Source organism: Dyadobacter sp., assembly GCF_017744695.1.
In the GTDB taxonomy this organism is placed as follows: Bacteria; Bacteroidota; Bacteroidia; order Cytophagales; family Spirosomataceae; genus Dyadobacter.
Map to the genome: position 1 here is coordinate 345,483 of NZ_JAGIAS010000004.1, position 17,431 is coordinate 362,913.

At 49.3% G+C, this 17,431-nt stretch carries 14 protein-coding genes; 9 read left to right on the forward strand and 5 right to left on the reverse strand.

Annotated elements, in window-relative coordinates; translation table 11 throughout:
- Nucleotides 1-4: 4 nt before the first annotated feature.
- Nucleotides 5-2,419: a thiamine pyrophosphate-dependent enzyme gene (locus J7619_RS17555; RefSeq protein ID WP_291201176.1), complete on the reverse strand. Its 2,415-nt coding sequence runs from the start codon at nucleotides 2,417-2,419 to the stop codon at nucleotides 5-7.
- A gap of 207 nt (nucleotides 2,420-2,626) precedes the next feature.
- On the opposite strand from J7619_RS17555, the gene J7619_RS17560 reads away from it, so the two are divergent.
- Nucleotides 2,627-3,022, forward strand: a complete 396-nt coding sequence (locus J7619_RS17560) for a DUF1573 domain-containing protein (RefSeq protein ID WP_223400841.1) — start codon at nucleotides 2,627-2,629, stop codon at nucleotides 3,020-3,022.
- Between the two features lie 70 nt (nucleotides 3,023-3,092).
- On the opposite strand, the gene J7619_RS17565 is transcribed toward J7619_RS17560, so the two are convergent.
- On the reverse strand, nucleotides 3,093-6,011 hold the full coding sequence (locus J7619_RS17565; protein WP_291201182.1) for a putative LPS assembly protein LptD: 2,919 nt from the start codon (nucleotides 6,009-6,011) through the stop codon (nucleotides 3,093-3,095).
- Nucleotides 6,012-6,086: 75 nt separating this feature from the next.
- On the opposite strand from J7619_RS17565, the gene J7619_RS17570 reads away from it, so the two are divergent.
- The 4 genes from J7619_RS17570 (at nucleotide 6,087) to J7619_RS17585 (ending at nucleotide 10,578) form a co-directional block, all read left to right on the forward strand.
- Nucleotides 6,087-6,884 carry an N-acetylmuramoyl-L-alanine amidase gene (locus tag J7619_RS17570; RefSeq protein ID WP_291201185.1) on the forward strand — a complete coding sequence of 266 codons (798 nt, stop codon included), beginning with the start codon at nucleotides 6,087-6,089 and terminating at the stop codon, nucleotides 6,882-6,884.
- Between the two features lie 104 nt (nucleotides 6,885-6,988).
- Nucleotides 6,989-7,954, forward strand: a complete 966-nt coding sequence (locus J7619_RS17575) for an MlaD family protein (protein WP_291201188.1) — start codon at nucleotides 6,989-6,991, stop codon at nucleotides 7,952-7,954.
- Nucleotides 7,955-8,058: 104 nt separating this feature from the next.
- Complete coding sequence (locus J7619_RS17580; protein WP_291201191.1) at nucleotides 8,059-9,672, forward strand: acyl-CoA carboxylase subunit beta; 1,614 nt, start codon at nucleotides 8,059-8,061, stop codon at nucleotides 9,670-9,672.
- Nucleotides 9,673-9,693: 21 nt separating this feature from the next.
- A complete protein-coding gene (locus tag J7619_RS17585; RefSeq protein WP_291201194.1) occupies nucleotides 9,694-10,578 on the forward strand; it encodes an NAD(P)-dependent oxidoreductase in 885 nt (294 codons plus the stop codon).
- Nucleotides 10,579-10,696: 118 nt separating this feature from the next.
- On the opposite strand, the gene J7619_RS17590 is transcribed toward J7619_RS17585, so the two are convergent.
- Together J7619_RS17590 and aroB are read right to left on the reverse strand one after the other, a co-directional pair.
- Nucleotides 10,697-11,272: a DUF4136 domain-containing protein gene (locus J7619_RS17590; RefSeq protein ID WP_106595747.1), complete on the reverse strand. Its 576-nt coding sequence runs from the start codon at nucleotides 11,270-11,272 to the stop codon at nucleotides 10,697-10,699.
- 92 nt (nucleotides 11,273-11,364) lie between these two features.
- Nucleotides 11,365-12,399, reverse strand: coding sequence for a 3-dehydroquinate synthase (aroB, locus tag J7619_RS17595; protein WP_291201198.1), 1,035 nt, complete (start codon nucleotides 12,397-12,399; stop codon nucleotides 11,365-11,367).
- 279 nt (nucleotides 12,400-12,678) lie between these two features.
- On the opposite strand from aroB, the gene J7619_RS17600 reads away from it, so the two are divergent.
- Nucleotides 12,679-13,737 (forward strand): VOC family protein, encoded by a 1,059-nt coding sequence (locus tag J7619_RS17600; protein WP_291201201.1) that lies wholly within the window; start codon nucleotides 12,679-12,681, stop codon nucleotides 13,735-13,737.
- 88 nt (nucleotides 13,738-13,825) lie between these two features.
- On the opposite strand, the gene J7619_RS17605 is transcribed toward J7619_RS17600, so the two are convergent.
- A complete protein-coding gene (locus J7619_RS17605) occupies nucleotides 13,826-14,806 on the reverse strand; it encodes a 1-acyl-sn-glycerol-3-phosphate acyltransferase (RefSeq protein ID WP_291201204.1) in 981 nt (326 codons plus the stop codon).
- A 127-nt stretch (nucleotides 14,807-14,933) separates the two neighbouring features.
- On the opposite strand from J7619_RS17605, the gene J7619_RS17610 reads away from it, so the two are divergent.
- The 3 genes from J7619_RS17610 (at nucleotide 14,934) to J7619_RS17620 (ending at nucleotide 17,420) form a co-directional block, all read left to right on the forward strand.
- Nucleotides 14,934-15,974 carry a hypothetical protein gene (locus J7619_RS17610; RefSeq protein ID WP_291201207.1) on the forward strand — a complete coding sequence of 347 codons (1,041 nt, stop codon included), beginning with the start codon at nucleotides 14,934-14,936 and terminating at the stop codon, nucleotides 15,972-15,974.
- 40 nt (nucleotides 15,975-16,014) lie between these two features.
- Entirely contained in the window at nucleotides 16,015-16,863 is an 849-nt protein-coding gene (locus J7619_RS17615) for a TIGR01459 family HAD-type hydrolase (protein WP_291201210.1), read from the forward strand.
- Nucleotides 16,864-16,949: 86 nt separating this feature from the next.
- Nucleotides 16,950-17,420 carry a Uma2 family endonuclease gene (locus J7619_RS17620; protein ID WP_291201213.1) on the forward strand — a complete coding sequence of 157 codons (471 nt, stop codon included), beginning with the start codon at nucleotides 16,950-16,952 and terminating at the stop codon, nucleotides 17,418-17,420.
- Nucleotides 17,421-17,431 lie beyond the last annotated feature (11 nt).

The window sequence follows — 17,431 nt, forward strand, 5'->3', positions numbered from 1 at the left end:
AAGATCATACGTTAAACAGCTCCGGATATTTATCTGGGGCCGCTTCGCGCATGATTTCGTAAACAGTTTCAAAAATGTCGTCCATATTAGGCTTCGAGAAATAATCGCCGTCCGAACCGTAAGGTGGGCGGTGATCCTTCGCTGCAATGGTTACCGGTGCCGAATCGAGCCAGCGATAAGCCTCTTGCCTTTCCAAAACCTGCTGCATCATAAAACCTGACGCACTTCCGGGTAAATCCTCGTCGGCGAAAACGACCCGGTTCGTCTTTTTAATGGACTCCACTATCCGGTTGTCGACATCGAATGGCAGGAGCGTCTGCACGTCAATGACTTCAACTTCAATTCCTGAACTCTGCAATTGAGAAGCGGCCTCCATTACTATACGACACATTGAGCCATAGGTAACAATAGTGAGGTCATTTCCTTCTCTTAAAATTTCCGGCTGGCCTAGCGGGATATAGTATTCGCCCAGATTATCGGGCAAAATTTCTTTCTGTCGATAGGAGTTAAGCGGTTCGACGATCAATGCAGGGTCATCGCCTTTCATTAATGTATTGTAAAAACCTGCGGCCTGAGTGAAATTTCGCGGAACAACCACGTGCAAACCACGCAAACTGCTCAGCATCGTGCCCATCGGCGATCCCGAGTGCCATATGCCTTCGAGGCGGTGGCCTCTTGTCCGAATGATCAGCGGCGCGCGCTGGCCGCCAGCCGTTCTGTACCGCAGCGATGCCAGGTCGTCGGTAAGCGTCGCTAATGCATAGTAGATATAATCAAAATACTGAATTTCAACGATCGGCCGCAAGCCGCGCATAGCCATGCCTATTCCCTGACCGATGATCGTCGTTTCGCGGATTCCGGTGTCGGTAATCCGGATCTCACCGTACTTCTCCTGCAAACCGGCAAATCCCTGGTTTACGTCGCCTATGAAACCGATGTCTTCCCCCAATGCCACAACACGCGGATCTTTTCCGAAAAGTACATCGAAATAGGTGCGTATCACCTCACGCCCGTCTACAACGGGGCTATTCTCCGAATAGGTGGGGCTTACCGGCTCCACGAGCATCGGTGAGTAGCGTGTTTCGCTGTATAAGTGGGTATTGAAACGTTCTTTGTTCGCTTTGAGATTTTCTTTCAAAAACAGCTGCAAGGCATACCTCTCCGGATTCTCTTCCTTTCCAATAATCCTCAAAACCTTGCGCACGATGGCGATCATGTCCCTGCGCACAGGCAAGTAGGTCTTTTGCAGTTCGAGGATGGCATTGTTTACTTCCGCGGCAAAAGAACTGGCTGCCGCTACTGCCTGCAATAGCTGAATGGTATCATTATATTCCGCATCCAGCTCCTTCCTGTATGCCTGCCATGCCGCATTGCGCTCCTGCAGGGCCTTTTCTTTGGCTTCGCGCTCAATTTCTTCGAGTTCCTCGTCAGTGGCATAGCCATTTTTCAGGATCCAGTCGCGGAAACGCACATTGCAATCATGCTCGCGCTCCCACGCGAGCCGCTGCTTCGATTTATACCGCTCGTGGGAACCGGAAGTGGAATGCCCTTGCGGCTGAGTGAGTTCAGTAACGTGTACCAGCACCGGCACATGTTGCTCCCTGCTGATTTTCGCCGCTTTCTGATAGGCCTCCACCAGCGCAGGATAATCCCAGCCATTCACCGTCAAAATCTCGATGCCTTCGCCGTCCTCATTCCTTTGCAGCCCGGCCAATGCCTTTGAAATACTTCCCTTCGTGGTTTGATATTCAACAGGGACCGATATTCCATAACCATCGTCCCACACCGAAACGATGACGGGAATCTGCAAAACACCTGCTGCGTTCATCGCCTCCCAAAACATTCCCTGGGAGGTAGAAGCATCACCGATCGTCGAGAAAACCACCTCATTTCCATTGCGGGAAAACGTGGTCATATCGTGCAACTCGGCATTCTCGCGGTATAGTTTGGAAGCATATCCAAGGCCGATCGCACGAGGGATCTGCCCTGCTGTAGAAGAAATATCACAAACGGAATTGTGCAATTTGGTCTGATCGAGCCAGTCCCCATTCTCATCGACCCAGCGTGTCGAGAAGTGCCCATTCATGGAACGTCCGCCCGTGTTGGGCTCGTGTTCGAGGTCGGCGTGGGCATACATTTGGGCAAAAAATTGCTGCCAGGTAAGATTCCCGACAGCCGCTTCGATGGTCTGGTCCCGATAATATCCCGAGCGAAAATCTCCCGGTTGAAAAACTTTGGAAAGTGCAATCTGTGCTACTTCCTTTCCATCTCCAAAAATCCCGAATTTAGAACGGCCGCCCATTGTATCCTTCCTCCCCAGCAAACTTACCTGACGACTTTCGCATGCTAAGCGGTAATCATCGATAATATCCTCCTTACTCAAAACACTGGAACCGGTCAAACTATCATTTTGAAGCATAAGCAAAAATCACGGGTTTTAATCCGTAAGTTAAATTACGTTTTTTTGAATGCAAGCCAAAATTATGCAGGAAAATAATAACCACGGCATCGTAACGCCTACTTTTGGGGCATTGTTAATATTGGTTAATGATTATTATATTTAGCTTTTTAAGCGTTAATCTTGTTTAACAGTAAGTTTTTCACCACTTAAAGTATAGTTACAACTATGAAAGTATTCTTTTCAGCGCTGGTTTTAATCCTCGGGCTGACCACCGTAAGTTTCGCACAGAAAGGTGTTCTGAAATTCAAAGAAGAGACACACAAATTCGGTAAAGTACCACAAGGCACTCCCGTTACGCACGAATTTGTATTTACTAACACAGGTTCAGATCCCGTGATCCTTTCTAACGTAACCGTTTCATGCGGATGTACTACTCCTGTATGGTCGAAAGATCCTGTACTTCCAGGTAAAACCGGTTCGGTAAAAGCTACTTTCAACGCTGCTGCGGCCGGTCCTTTCAACAAGCCCGTAACCGTTTTCAGCAACACAGAAGGTGGTTCTATCACGCTTTACCTGAATGGGGAAGTAGTTCCGAAGGCAGCTAAGCCCGCTTCCAAATAGGCATTATGCGCAAGCATTGCAGTGGCCGTTCCGATGGGACGGCCATTTTTGTTTTAACACAAACTACGGATTAATATGCTGCCCTGTCGTAGAACGACCGGCGACGGGTCACTTTCAGATCTTGCAGGATGGCCGACTTCACTTTCAATGTGAAGGAATAGTTGCTCGCACGGGCTGCGCTGCCTGCAAATGGTGTCCAGTTGAAGCTCATATCCCAGCAATGCAGGTCGCGCGTGAGGCCCAGTTGCGTGATGGTGGGCTCGAATGCGACAAAGTCGAAACCGGTGCTAAGGGTTACTTTCAGGTTTTTGGATAGGCTCAGATCCCCCGTAGCCTGAATGGCCTGGATAATCTGTGCCTTCGACAAACCCGGCTTCGTCAATCCGAAGTTATAGTTCAGCGAGACATTCCAGGGTATGTTAAAATCTACGTACAGCTCAGGGTTTTGTGCGATAAATTCCCTGGCTTCCTGCTTAGCCTTGGCATTAGGATCGTTCGGATTCGTGGTCTGCGGGTTTTTGGTATTCGTGTTGGAAGAACTGCTTTTGGGTGAAAAGCTGGTCCCTAATGTAAACCCGAGGCTCTGCAAATTGGCAAGGCCCTGTCCCGAAGTAATCGCATATTTATTCACCTTCGTACCCATCTGATTACCTACAATATTGGGGTTTGCCACGTAGGTATAGGGGTCGAGGTTCATATTGAAGTTCAGGTTCAGGTTCCGTCCGATCCGCGCATTGGCATTGATCGTGATATTCGACAAATTCAATGAGTCGGCCAGCAGGTTATAACTACCGCCCAAGCTCAGGTTATCCAATAGTGAAACCTTTTCGAACTGCTGCGCCGCGGTGTCGCTCTTGCTTTTGAGCTTCATTTCAAACGAGTTGTTCAAACTGAATGAAATCACACTCGACGCCCGCCCGTTACTCACGCCCGATCCCACTCCGCGGAATTTGGACAACGAAAGATCACGCACATTGCCTTTCTTGTCTTCTACCTGGATGTTTTGGTAAAAACCGAATGCGTCTCCCGAAAAATCAGGTGTATAGGTGAATGCCACCGAAGGAATTACCGTGTGGCGGATAGCCTCCAAACGCTTTCCTCCGAAGAAGAAAGTCCCGTAGAAACGCGTGTTCATCCCTGCCCCGAAGTTGTAGGAATACTCCGTCCCGACCTTTTTGAGTGTGTCGATCCGGATCGAATCCCGGCCCGTTTTGGTGTAACGGTATTGTTTGGTGAACACTTCTCCCGAAAGCGACATGCTGGGAGTGATATTCACAAAACGCAGGACCTTGAAGTTGGGTAGCGAGATCGGCAAGCTGTACCGGCCTGTGAACTGTGCGTCTTTGAGCATATCAGGCAGGTTATCCAGGTTGAATGCCACGATTTTGGTTTTCCTGAGACGGGTCGTGTCGATCTTGGCATCGGTTATCACAAAGCCTAGGCTGCTGTAAGACGTGTCAATGGCCGTCAGTGCATTGGCTAATGCGTAGTTCCCATTAAAATCCAGCCCCAAACGGAAGCTCTCATACCAGCGCCCGCGCCCGCCTTTCAATGCGAATGGGGCGATCTGGTTCACCCCGAAACTGAAATCGGTGGAAACGTTGGTCTTACCGTTTTCACGTTTCTGGGTAGTCGGATTGATCTGTCCGAAGTTCTGGTTTACGCGCAACGAACCCGCTGCACGCATATACTGCCCGAAAGTGCGGTTGTACTGTACGGAAGAACTGGCGACGTTGGCGGTATATTTGTTTACATTAAATTCCTGCTGCTGGTTATATGTGTTGCTGCTCACGTTCACATTTGCAGAGAACGTTGAGTTGCCCCTCGCCTTGGGCGCATGCGACCACACAATGCTGAAATCATTGGTTACTCCAAGACCAAAGGACCTTTGGATTTCGTCACTGGATTTGTTCCTGTTGAAACGCAAAGACAGGTTACCCGAATACTGATAGCGTTTGATATAGCTCGATGTAAGCCCGAGCCCCCAGCTGCTGTTGGAATAAATCTGTCCTGTTACAATCGCATTGACGTACTCGCTGATCGCGAAGTAATAACCGCCGTCGCGCAGGTAAAAACCGCGTCCGTTCGGTTCTTCCCCGTACGTTGGAATGATGACGCCGCTCGTGCCGTTTTCTTTCTTCTTTGGGAACGGGAAAAAGCCGAATGGCAAACCGATCGGCAACGGCACATCGCTGATGACCAGGTTAAAAGGCCCGGAGATCACCTGCTTCTTGTTCACCATCTTGATTTTCGGCGCATTAATGAAGTAATGCGGGTGGGTGAGGTTACAGGTCGTGTAAATGGAATGCCTGATGTAGAAATTACCTTCCGTATCCTTCTTAACCTTGTCGCCCCGGATGTTTCCATCGCCTTCCTGGGTAACAATCCCCTGGATCAGGGCCTTTTTGGATTTGAAATTGTAGCGTATCTCTTTGGTATTATACGTCTCCGGTCCATCCTGAAAGATCGGCTCGCCGGCCATTTTTTTTGCCGTAGAATCATAAGTCCCGATCGCGTAAACTTCGTTGGTAATCCAGTTGAGACGGATATAATTCGCTTTAAGGTTGATCGTCCCGTAGTTCACTTCCGCATTTCCATACAAATGCACCTGCTTCAACACGGCGTCCATAATCGTGGAATCTTCGGCCGTATATTCCACGGTGTTTTCGAGATCGTCGGGATTTTTGAGTGTGTCTGCCGCTGTGGAATCCGCGGCTAATCCTTTGCCCGTCAGCGTAGTATCCGCATTTATGCCCCCTCTTGGAATGGACGCACCGGGTTGACCGGCGCGGGAAGTATCCGCACCTGCTTGCTTTCGCACTGTAAGAAGGGAATCCGCTGATTGCTTTGCAGAAGCCGAACTTTTAAGCTTACCCTGATTTTTCCCGGAACCCTTGGAGCGTTGCTGCACACATGCCACAGTGCTGAACAGGAGAAACGCCGCAACTACCGACGATATAATAATCGCCTTTCTTTTCAGTTCTAACAATTAGCGTATTTTTGCATAACGAATTTCAAAATTAGCAGAGAAACCCCTTTCGCGTAAGGCCCCAACTAAAAAATAATGTTAAAACTTCTTAAATTAGTAATTGTAGCAAGTTTTTTGCTGGCGAGCGTCGCCTTTGTTTTTCAGCAAGAACCGGTTACCGTGAAGTCAGGAAGCAAGGTTAATACAGTTGTCATCGACGCCGGGCACGGCGGCAAAGACCCCGGTACCAGGGGCAAATATACTAAGGAAAAAGACGTAGCACTCGCCGTAGCATTGGAGCTCGGGAAAAAGATCAAGGAAGAAACGCCGGATGTCAAAGTGCTCTTCACCCGCTCCACCGACGTATTCATCGAACTCGGTGAACGTTCCGCATTCGCCAACCGCAACAACGCCGATCTTTTCATTTCCATCCATTGCAATGCCACACCCCGTTCGAGGTCTGTAAGAGGGACTGAAACGTTCGTTATGGGTTTGCACAAAACCGAGGGAAACCTGGAAGTAGCGAAACGCGAAAACTCCGTAATCTTGCAGGAAACGAACTATAAGCAGAAATATAAAGGCTTCGACCCCGATTCGCCACTGGCGCATATTATGCTTGCGAATTACCAGAGCGCATTCATTTCCAGCAGCCTGAAGCTGGCGGACCTGATCGAGAAAAAATTCCAGTCGATCTCGGAGCGGGATAGCCGCGGCGTAAAACAGGCGGGATTCCTCGTCTTGTGGCGTTGCGCAATGCCAAGCGTGCTCATCGAAACCGGTTTCCTTTCATCCCCCGACGAGGAGGAATACCTGAGCTCCGAGGCCGGACAGGAAGAAGTGGCCAAATGCATTCATTCGGCTTTTATGGCATACAAAAAAGATATGGACCGGTAGCTCAACGGTCACATATTGCTTTGATTTGTCAAAACAATTTTTGATACTTTGGTGTTAATACCGCTTAACCTGCCGCTGCCGCAAGCAGGACAAATCAATAGTCCATGAAAATATCAAGAGAAGCAAAAGTCGGAATCATGGCACTTTTCGCCATTATCATGTTGTATTTCGGCTTCCACATCCTAAAAGGCTCCGACGTTTTTTCCAGAACATATAAATACCACGTCGTTTACGACAATATCGACGGCCTGACCGCCTCGAATCCCGTTCTGCTCAATGGCTTGAACGTAGGTCGCGTGCAGGAGATCAAATTGCTCCAAAACCGCGGGAACCAGTTGCTGGTAACGATCGATGTACAAAAGGGCATTGCGGTACCCCAGGGAACTGGCGCGGTACTCGCGGATGGCGGACTGCTCGGCGGCAAGGTAATCCACCTTGCAATGGGTACCGGCGCCCCGATGAAAGACGGCGACACGCTCGTTGCCAAAAAGGAATCAGGTATTTCTGCCGTTTTGCAGGAAAAAGCATTGCCGCTCGTCTCACACGCCGATTCACTCATTAAAAACCTCGACCTCGTCGTCGGCGGCTTCCAGGAGACAGGTTTGATTTTGAATCAGGTTTTGAAAAACTATAACCAGACGGGCACCAGCCTGCAAGGTCTTTTAGCCGAAAACCGCGCAAACTTGCTGGCGATGACCTCCAATCTGAACAAACTCACAACATCGCTCGTCGAAACGGAAAAAGAATTGAAACCGTTGCTTGCTAAAACCGGCACCCTAGCCGACTCGCTGAATGCATTACGCCTGGGCGAAACCGTGACGAGCGCGCGGAAGACCATTCAAGAATTGCATACCCTGCTTTCAAGCGTCGAATCAGGCAAAGGAACCGCTGGCAAACTCGTGAAAGACGAGACCTTGTATAACAACCTCAACCGCACGATGATCAGCATGAACAAGCTGCTCACCAACTTCCGCGAGCATCCGAAACGGTATATCAATGTGTCGGTATTCGGTAAAAAAGATAAAGGACCAGCCGAGTCGCCGCTGGATACTGCCACTACCATTAAATAGGGCCTCACATTTTAAATTAATATGAAAGTCGTTTGCTTACCGGTGAACGACTTTTTACATTTGAAATAAGCCCATTTCCATTACTCACACCATTCTTCATCATCATGACCAGCCAGGAAAGCCTACCACACCTTATCGAAATCCTCAACCAGAAATACGAGCAGGTAAAGCTCGGCGGCGGTAAGAAAAAAATCGAGGCGCAGCACCAGAAGGGTAAGCTTACCGCACGCGAAAGGATCGATTACCTGACAGACCCGGACTCCCATTTCCTTGAAATCGGCGCATTCGTAGGCGATGGAATGTATGAAGAAGAAGGCGGCTGTCCTTCGGGTGGCGTGGTGACCGGCATTGGCTATGTGTCAGGAAAGCAATGCATGATCGTTGCCAACGATGCCACGGTGAAAGCCGGCGCCTGGTTCCCTATTGCAGCCAAAAAGAACCTGCGCGCGCAGGAAATCGCGATGGAAAACCGGCTCCCGGTGATTTACCTCGTCGACAGCGCGGGCGTATTCCTGCCGATGCAGGCGGAAGTATTTGCTGATAAGGAGCATTTTGGCCGCATTTTCAGGAATAATGCGCAAATGTCGGCCATGGGCATCGTGCAGATTTCGGCTATTATGGGCGCATGTGTGGCCGGCGGGGCCTATTTGCCCATCATGTCAGATGAAGCTTTCATTGTGGAAGGTACCGGTTCGGTATTTTTGGCCGGACCTTATCTGGTCAAATCATCGATAGGCGAAGATATCGACGTCGAATCTCTTGGTGGGGCAGCTATGCATTGCGAAATCTCCGGCGTTACGGACAACAAGTTTCCCGACGACAGATCGTGCCTGGACGCCATCAAAAGACATATTGATAAGATAGGCAAGCCATTATCGGCCGGTTTCGACCGGAAAAATGCGGCGGTACCGACGCGCAAACCGGAAGATATTTACAACCTGCTCCCCACCGACAGGCTAAAACCCTACGACGTGCTGCCTATTCTGGAATGCATTGTGGATAACTCGGAGCTCGATGAATATAAACCCGATTATGGCAAAACCCTCATATGCGCCTACGCGCGCGTGGACGGTTGGGCGGTAGGTATCGTCGCCAACCAACGCAAGATGGTGCGATCGGGCAAAGGAGAAATGCAAATGGGCGGGGTTATCTATGCCGAGGCAGCCGACAAAGCGGCCCGTTTCATTATGAATTGCAACCAGAAAAAGATCCCGCTTGTTTTTTTCCACGACGTAACCGGTTTCATGGTCGGCAGTCGCGCGGAGCAGGGGGGCATTATCAAGGATGGTGCCAAAATGGTGAATGCCGTGGCCAACTCGGTAGTGCCCAAGTTTACATTCATCGTCGGCAACTCTTACGGTGCGGGAAATTATGCGATGTGCGGCAAGGCTTACGATCCGCGGCTGATATTCGCCTGGCCGACGGCCCAAATGGCGGTTATGAGCGGGGCAACCGCTGCCCGGACCTTGTTGCAGGTTCAAACTGCCACATTGAAAGCCAAAGGCGAGACGATCACGCCCGAGGCGGAGAAGGAATTGTTGAATCAGATTACCGACCGCTATAACCAGGAATTATCCCCATACTACGCCGCCGCACGCCTATGGGTCGATGGCATTATCGACCCTGTCGAGACCCGGCGCATTATCTCCGAAGGCATTAAAGCCGCCGATCAGGCGCCCATTGAGAAGCCATTCAATGTGGGCGTTATTCAAGTTTAATTTTAATCTAAACCTGTTATTATGTCTGAAAAAATAGCGTTTCTCGGACTCGGGAACCTTGGTACTCCTATCGCTGAAAGCCTGCTCGAAGCGGGTTATGAACTTGTCGTCTGGAACAGAACGAAGTCCAAAGCAGACCCACTGATCAAACTTGGCGCCACGGTCGTTGACGAACCGATCGAGGCTATTGCCGCCGGCGGTATCGTTTTCTCGGTGCTGGCCGATGATGCGGCTGTCGAAGAATTGTTTTCCATGGAAGTGGTTGAAAAGCTCGGGAAAGATGGCATACACGTTTCGATGAGCACTATTTCACCTGAAACCTCGCGCCAGCTCGCGCAGGAGCACGAGTGGTATGGTGCGCATTATGTGGCCGCGCCTATATTCGCCCGTCCGGAAGCCGTGCGCGCAAAGGTGGGGAACATCTGCCTGTCAGGCAATGGGAATGCGAAAGAGCGGATTAAGCCTATTGTTCAAAGTTTTGTAAAAGGTGTTTTCGATTTCGGCGACGATCCGGGAGCGGCAAACGTGATCAAACTCGCCGGAAATTTCATGATCGCTTGCAGCCTCGAAATGATGGGTGAAGCATTTACGATGGCTGAGAAGAACGGGATTTCAAGACAAAGCATTTACGAAATGCTGACGGCCACATTGTTTGCAGCGCCTATTTTCCAGAATTACGGCAAAATAGTGGCGCAGCATACCTACGAACCTGTGGCATTCCGCTACCCGCTCGGTTTGAAAGACATTAACCTGACGCTCCAAACGGCCTCCGATGTAAATGCACCGATGCCTTTCGCGGACATTATCAAAAACCGTTTCATTTCCGGATTAGCCAAAGGCCGCGAAAACCTCGACTGGGGCGCATTGGCGCTGGGCGCGTCCGACGACGCCGGTTTGACGAAGTAGCAATTAAAAAGCCGGAACCCCGCATTCGGTTCACGAATACAAGGTTCCGGCGTTCAAATACGCTCGTGCTGACCTCCGGGTCAGCCCCACACTATGTCGCCAATCTCTGATTGGCCAATTATCTTCCAACCTGTTCACTGTAACGCCGCGGGTCATACCCTTTCGCGAACAGCGGATACTGATCAAAAATGCGCCTTACAACGCTCCGGTAATGGTTATTGGAACCTTCCGTCCCCTTGAATATCCCCGAAGCGTAACCTCTCCAAACCACCTGGTCGCTCTCCGCATCGATGAGTGAAACAATCAATGTGCCCTTGTCGAGCGCGTACTTGATCGGTTCATAGCGAAATCCCTCATTCTCCGTATCCACCCAGTTCTTGATCACCGGCTGCATATAGCCCTGATAACGCAGGTTATCATAGAAAATACCGTAGTTCACCAGCAACGTAGGCTTTTCGGCAGTGAGCTTATAGCCCCTTACCTGCATCTGACGACGGATCGCCTCATAAATTTCGGTGCAAAGATTATTGGTATCCCTCTCACATTCCAGAAACGTATAAGAAGAGTAATCTTTAAAATTGGTTTCGTAGCTGTAATCATGCTCCACAAACACTTTCCGGCCACTGGAACACCCTGCAATCACGACTACGAGCAGTAAAGCAGCATAAATAGAAATAGACCTCAGCATAAGCATTTAAATTTGTCAGGTTGTGAATTAAGATATATCAAGAATGTATTTTGAATACTCCTCTTACACTACCAATAGCTTATGCTGTAACTGTAAATCTATCCCAAATAATAAGCTATTGATCTGCGCATTTCAGTTGCCGTTACTACGATGTCAAAGGCACATTGCCCGGCCCCTTTCAGCAATGAAAACCTGATTTCCTTTCCTTTATTCTTCTTGTCCTGTCGCGTGAGCGCAATGATCTCCTCGATATCTTCCGGCTTGATCTTCACCTTGCCATACGTCGCGAAAAGGAATTCTTCAATATTCGTCAACGTCTGCTGATCGATCATTTTCCGCTCGAACGACAGGTATGCCTCCATAATCATCCCCACTGCAATGGCTTCCCCGTGGAAAAGTCGCTCTTTCGGGCCTTTGTTCAAAAAGCACGTCTCCACCGCGTGGCCGAGCGTATGTCCGAAATTCAATATTTTCCGCAAACCCTTTTCCGTCGGGTCCTGATCCACCACCTGCTGCTTGATCTTCACCGAATGCGCGATCAGGTCCGGCCAGTTCTGCTCTTCAAAATCCTTCGCCCGGATCTCCTCCCATTTCGCGCCGTCGGCAATCAGACAATGCTTGATAATCTCCGCAAACCCCGACCGTATTTCCCGTTCCGGCAATGTTTTCAAAAACACCGGGTCGATGAGCACGCTCTTAGGGATATTGAATACCCCTAAATGGTTTTTAAATCCCTGGAAATCAATCCCCAGCTTTCCTCCCACGCTCGCATCCACCTGTGAAAGTAATGTCGTCGGAACCTGGATAAAATCTATTCCACGCTTGTACACCGCGGCACAAAACCCGCCCATGTCGCCGATCACCCCGCCGCCTACATTGATCACCAACGCATGCCGGTCGAGCTCTTCTTTGGTCATGGCCTCCCAGATCTTCTCGCAAGTCGCCAATGTCTTATGCGCCTCGCCCGGGGGAACGGTTACAACATTATGCTTCGGCAAAAACGCCTTTAAAATCGGATAGCAATACCTTTTGGTGTTGTTATCTGCTATTACCACAATTTTTGAATACTGCTTGGAACTCAAAAAATCCGGTAGACTCTCGCCTATCGGTGCAATTACTACTGACTGATTCATTCTAGACTATCATTGAGACGGGCTCACCACAGATACGATGAGTGCAACCAAATGGATGCGTTGATTTCCAGGTTTTTGAAATAAAATTTTGGAAAACCATTTTAAAGATAGCAATTATTATGCTTATCAAATAATCATTTAGATTTTGTATCCCGAGAAATTTTTCCACAGGTCGCATTCCCAGTTCAAATGCCTGAGCCACGGCTCGTTTGCTTTTTATTTCGTAAAATTGCCGCTTCTTAAAGATTATCCACCTTTATCTTCATAATACCTCAACAAATGAGTGCTCCGCTGATCTCTGGAATTCAACAGGTAGGAATTGGTTGCCAGAACGTACCCGAAACCTGGAAATGGTACCGGCAAGTGCTGGGTTTCGATGTTCCCATATTCGATGAAAAAGCCGATGCCCCGCTCATGACGCCCTATACCGGCGGCAAAGTACAATCGCGGCAGGCGGCCCTGGTGATCAATATGGCCGGCGGCGGCGGACTGGAAATCTGGTCGTTCACCAGCCGTGTTTCGCAGCCGGCGAATTTCAAAGTGGAAATCGGTGATCTCGGTATCAATGCGATCCGCTTCAAGGCTCCGGATGTAAAAAAGGCGCATGATTGGGTCAAAAGTCATTCCAAAGAAGCCACCGGCCCACTCACGAAGCTGCCGGAAGGCGAAGGTTTCTGGGGAACGGATCCTTACGGCAATGTATTTCAGGTCACCAGCGATGCTACGTGGTTCCAGACCAAAGGTAAAAACGTGGGTGGCGTAGCCGGCGTGGTAATCGGGGTTTCCGACATAGATAAGGCAGCCGTTTTTTACCAAAACCTGCTCCAACCACTGAATATAGTTTACGACAAAACCGGCGTTTTCGAAGATCTTCCGACCTCGATTCCAGGCCAGCGTTTCCGCAGAATGCTCCTCCGCAAAAGCTTTACGCCCGACGGCGCATTCAGCCGCCTGCTCGGCGACGTGCAGATCGAGCTCGTACAAGCGCTCGACCGCACGCCTAAAAAGATATTCGAAAACCGATATTGGGGCGATTGCGGGTACATTCACCTGTGTTTTGACACGCTGGATATGGACGCATTGAAAACCAAGCTGCAAGCACAAGGTTACCCCTTCACAGTCGATAGCGAAAGCTCATTCGGCATGGAGAACGCTGCCGGCCGTTTCGCCTACCTCGAAGACCCTGACGGTACGCTGATCGAACTCGTGGAAACACACAAAGTACCTATTCTGAAAAAACTGGGCTGGTTTTTGGATTTGCAAAAAAGAGGGCTGAGAAAACCGCTGCCGAACTGGATGTTGAAGGCGATGGGACTGGGGAAAGTGAAAGACAAATAGTACAATTCCCGGCATCCATAAATACAATTTTCAAGAATTAATCATGCAAATTTGCATGGTTAATTCTTTTTTGAGGTAACACTAAACCTTACCATTTACTCCCCACCCAGGCCAGCAAAGGCAGCCCAATAAATGTACCGAGTCCAGCCTGCCAGCCAGCAAACACGTTGACGATAATGGAAAGCAGCACGACGATCACCGGATATAAATACAGCAGCATTCCAAACAACACGGAGTCATAAAAAACCGACCTGGCAGTTAGTTTGGCTGCCTTTTTCTGAAAGAACGAATACAATGGCAAATGAACCATGCGACCGACCCAGCCTATTGCGCCCAGCAACGGGTTACTCTTCGCTTTGGGAGTTGCGCATTGGTCGAAAAATGCATTCAAGTGCCGCTGTTGCTCGGCTTTCGGTAAGTCATTGGAAATGGTGAGGATTTCACCATTCATCTTCCGGTCGAGGATTTCGTTGAATTCCCGGAGCCACTTTTCATATTCCTGCGGACTGGTTTGAATGTCATCAGCGGCTATGGCTTCTCCGAAATTCAATGAAACGCGTTTGCCCGGTCCGCGGAAGTTCTCATAGTTGAGGCCAGTCGGGATCACCTTCATACTTTGGAGTGCGTCGTCGCCGTACCAGATTTTATAGGCCATCCTTGCGGTACCCTTACCAAGGGGTCGTAACCGCCATTCATTCACACAAATACCCTCAGAGAATACCACTACCGCATCGCCTTTTTTCAGCGCGTCGTGACTTTCCTGCGCAGTAACATCATGATTTTTAACATATTGACGCCCTTCTGACCCACGAAAAACAGGGATCAGGTTGATCTGCCGTAGCCAGAATGCGGCCGCTTTTTTGCGGAACACATCTCCGCGCGTGAGCGTATGAATCGGCTGTTCCAAAACGGAACCGATCACAACAGCATCGAAAAAAGAATCGGGATGGTTGGAGGCCAAAAGCAGCGGCGCTCCTTTGGGTAATTTATCGAAATTGACTACGCAAAGCTTTCTCAGATAAATAGGCAATGCCAGACGGACCAGAAAACGCGAGAAATAGTAAAACAAGGTTCAAAAAGTAAGTTTTTGCAAAATTATGGGATTATTTTTTTATTCAATCCCAACAGCCAGGGTATTCTGCTTCGGTGAGTTTGCTACCTTTGGTGCCATCTGTAAAGCCTAATGCGAGATTGGAATGCGTTTAAAAGATTATCCCGAAATTATCCGAAAGGCCTGGGCAGGGTTCGATAGTTCGATCGGGGTCAAATTTGTAGAAGATATCAGTGCCAAAGTTTCGACCAATCACGTTTTCCGCGTCACGCTCGATAACGACGACAAGGTGGTTGCGAAGCTTTCCTATTTTGGAAAATATGAACATTTCAAGGAAGATCACCGGATTATACAGGCTCTTTCCAATAATCTGCTTTACCCGTTCGAAAATGTCCTTGCGAAGTCCTTGGTGAAGAATAACCAGGTTTATACCTACCGCTACCAGGAAGATTTTGTAGATACCTGGGTGGTTTTTTACAACCCTATCCGCGCCATGAATCGGATGCCGCGACGACTGGAAGAAGAGCACATCCGAAAACTGGGTACCGAAGCGGCCAAATTCCATCAAGCGTGTTTCCGCGCCAGCCGATCCATTCCAAAGTCGTCCAAAAACCTCCGTACCGACATTACCCATTTGCTGGAAATCCTTGAAACCGATACGGGCCAGTACGAGCACCGGGGGTACATCCATATCCTGAAAAAGCAATGCGATATTTTCATGAAAAATATCCAGCGCCTGAACGTGAGCTCATTCGACCTCATGCCCGTTTTTGTGGATTGGAACATTGGAAACTTCTCGGTTACGGACGATATGAAGTTGTTTTCCCGCTGGGATTACGACTGGTTCCGCGTATCGTCGCGGGTGATGGATTTCTACTTTTTCAGCAGGGTATGCTCTAATGTTGGCGACCGCACGGTGTTCAGCTATCTCATCGGGCCGCTGATGGAAGAGCGCTTCCTGATGTTTTTGCAGGAATACCACAAGGTGTATCCGCTAACGGAGAATGAAGTACGCTTCATGAAGGAAGCCTACCGCTTTTTTATCCTGAATTATGTGATCAAATATGGCAAATACTTTTTCCACCGCTCGTACTGCACCAAGTTGCAGCGCGAGGCTTACGAGTTGTATTTCCCGTCGATCGACGGCTTCGATCCCGATAAGATCCTACGTGCCCTGAAAATTTAGTCACCTCCTTTCACCCATTCACTCCCAAGACACCAACTGTATGGTACTCGATAATTTTAAATCCGTCATATCAAAATACGACGTTATTTTCTTCGACGCGTTCGGCGTACTTAAAACGTATAACGGGTTGATCCCCGGCATTGAAAACACATTTGCCTACCTGCGCGAGCACGAAAAAGATTTTTACGTGGTTACCAACGATGCCTCCCGCAGCCCCGAGCAACTGGCACAGAGCTATGTGAACCTGGGTATCAACGATGTCACCCCCGACCGCATCATCTCGTCGGGTATGCTCGCCCGCGAGTACCTGGATTTGAAAGTAAGAAAAGGTACCGTTGCGTATCTGGGAACTGAAAACTCAGCCCATTACATCGAAACTTCCGACCTCAAAACGCTCTCGATCCGTCAGCTGGATTTGAATAATGTGGGGGATATCAATGCGCTGGTGTTTCTGGACGATGAAGGTTTCGACTGGAATACCGATCTAACCAAAACGCTGAACCTGTTGCGGAAACGCAATATTCCCGTGATCGTGGCCAATACGGACAAGACTTATCCTGCGTCCAAAAGCCGCGTATCCTTTGCTATCGGCGCATTGGCGAAGATGATCGAGAACACCATTGGGCGCGAGTTCATCCGCTTCGGCAAGCCCGACCCGCAGATGTTCATTTTCGCCTACCAGCACATTAAAAACTACCCTAATGTGAGCAAAAAAGACATTTTGATGGTAGGAGACACGCTGAACACCGACATCCTCGGCGGAAACAAGTTTGGCCTCGACACCGCGCTCGTGCTCACGGGTAACACGCAGGCGGAAGACGCAGAAGTACGTATCCGCGCGACCGGTATTATTCCGACTTACATTTGCGTGTCGGCGGTGGTTGAATAATTGATCGCTGTCACTGGCACATTACTCCCGTCCGCACCATATTCCGGTGCGGATTTTTTGTTATTTTTGATAAAACGACAATGGTTATGGCAATCCAGGCAATTGAAATCACCGAAATTGAAACTCCTCTTGAGGAAACGATGTCGTTGAACCACTCGCGCCTGATTTACCGCCTGAGCATTCTGCTATCCCAGTACGATGCGCGGTTCGATATTATGCCCGAACTGGAGCTCGAACTATCCGCCGGGCGCAGCAAGCCGGATTTGTCGATTTTCCAAAACCTATCCTTCAATTGGAAAGAAGACATTATCCGTTACACCGAGCCGCCAATTACTTCCATTGAAATCTTATCCCCCACGCAAGCGTACGATGCGCTGACGAGCAAAATCTGGAAAATTTACTTTCCGTCCCGAGTGCAGTCTGCCTGGATCGTCATGCCTTCTATTCAAACTGTCCAGTTATTCCTCCCTGATCAGCCGGTGCAGAATTTTACCGAATGCGTGTTTACCGACCCTGTAACGGATATTACCATCGATTTAAGGGCGTTGTTCAAATAGCTGCGCGTACA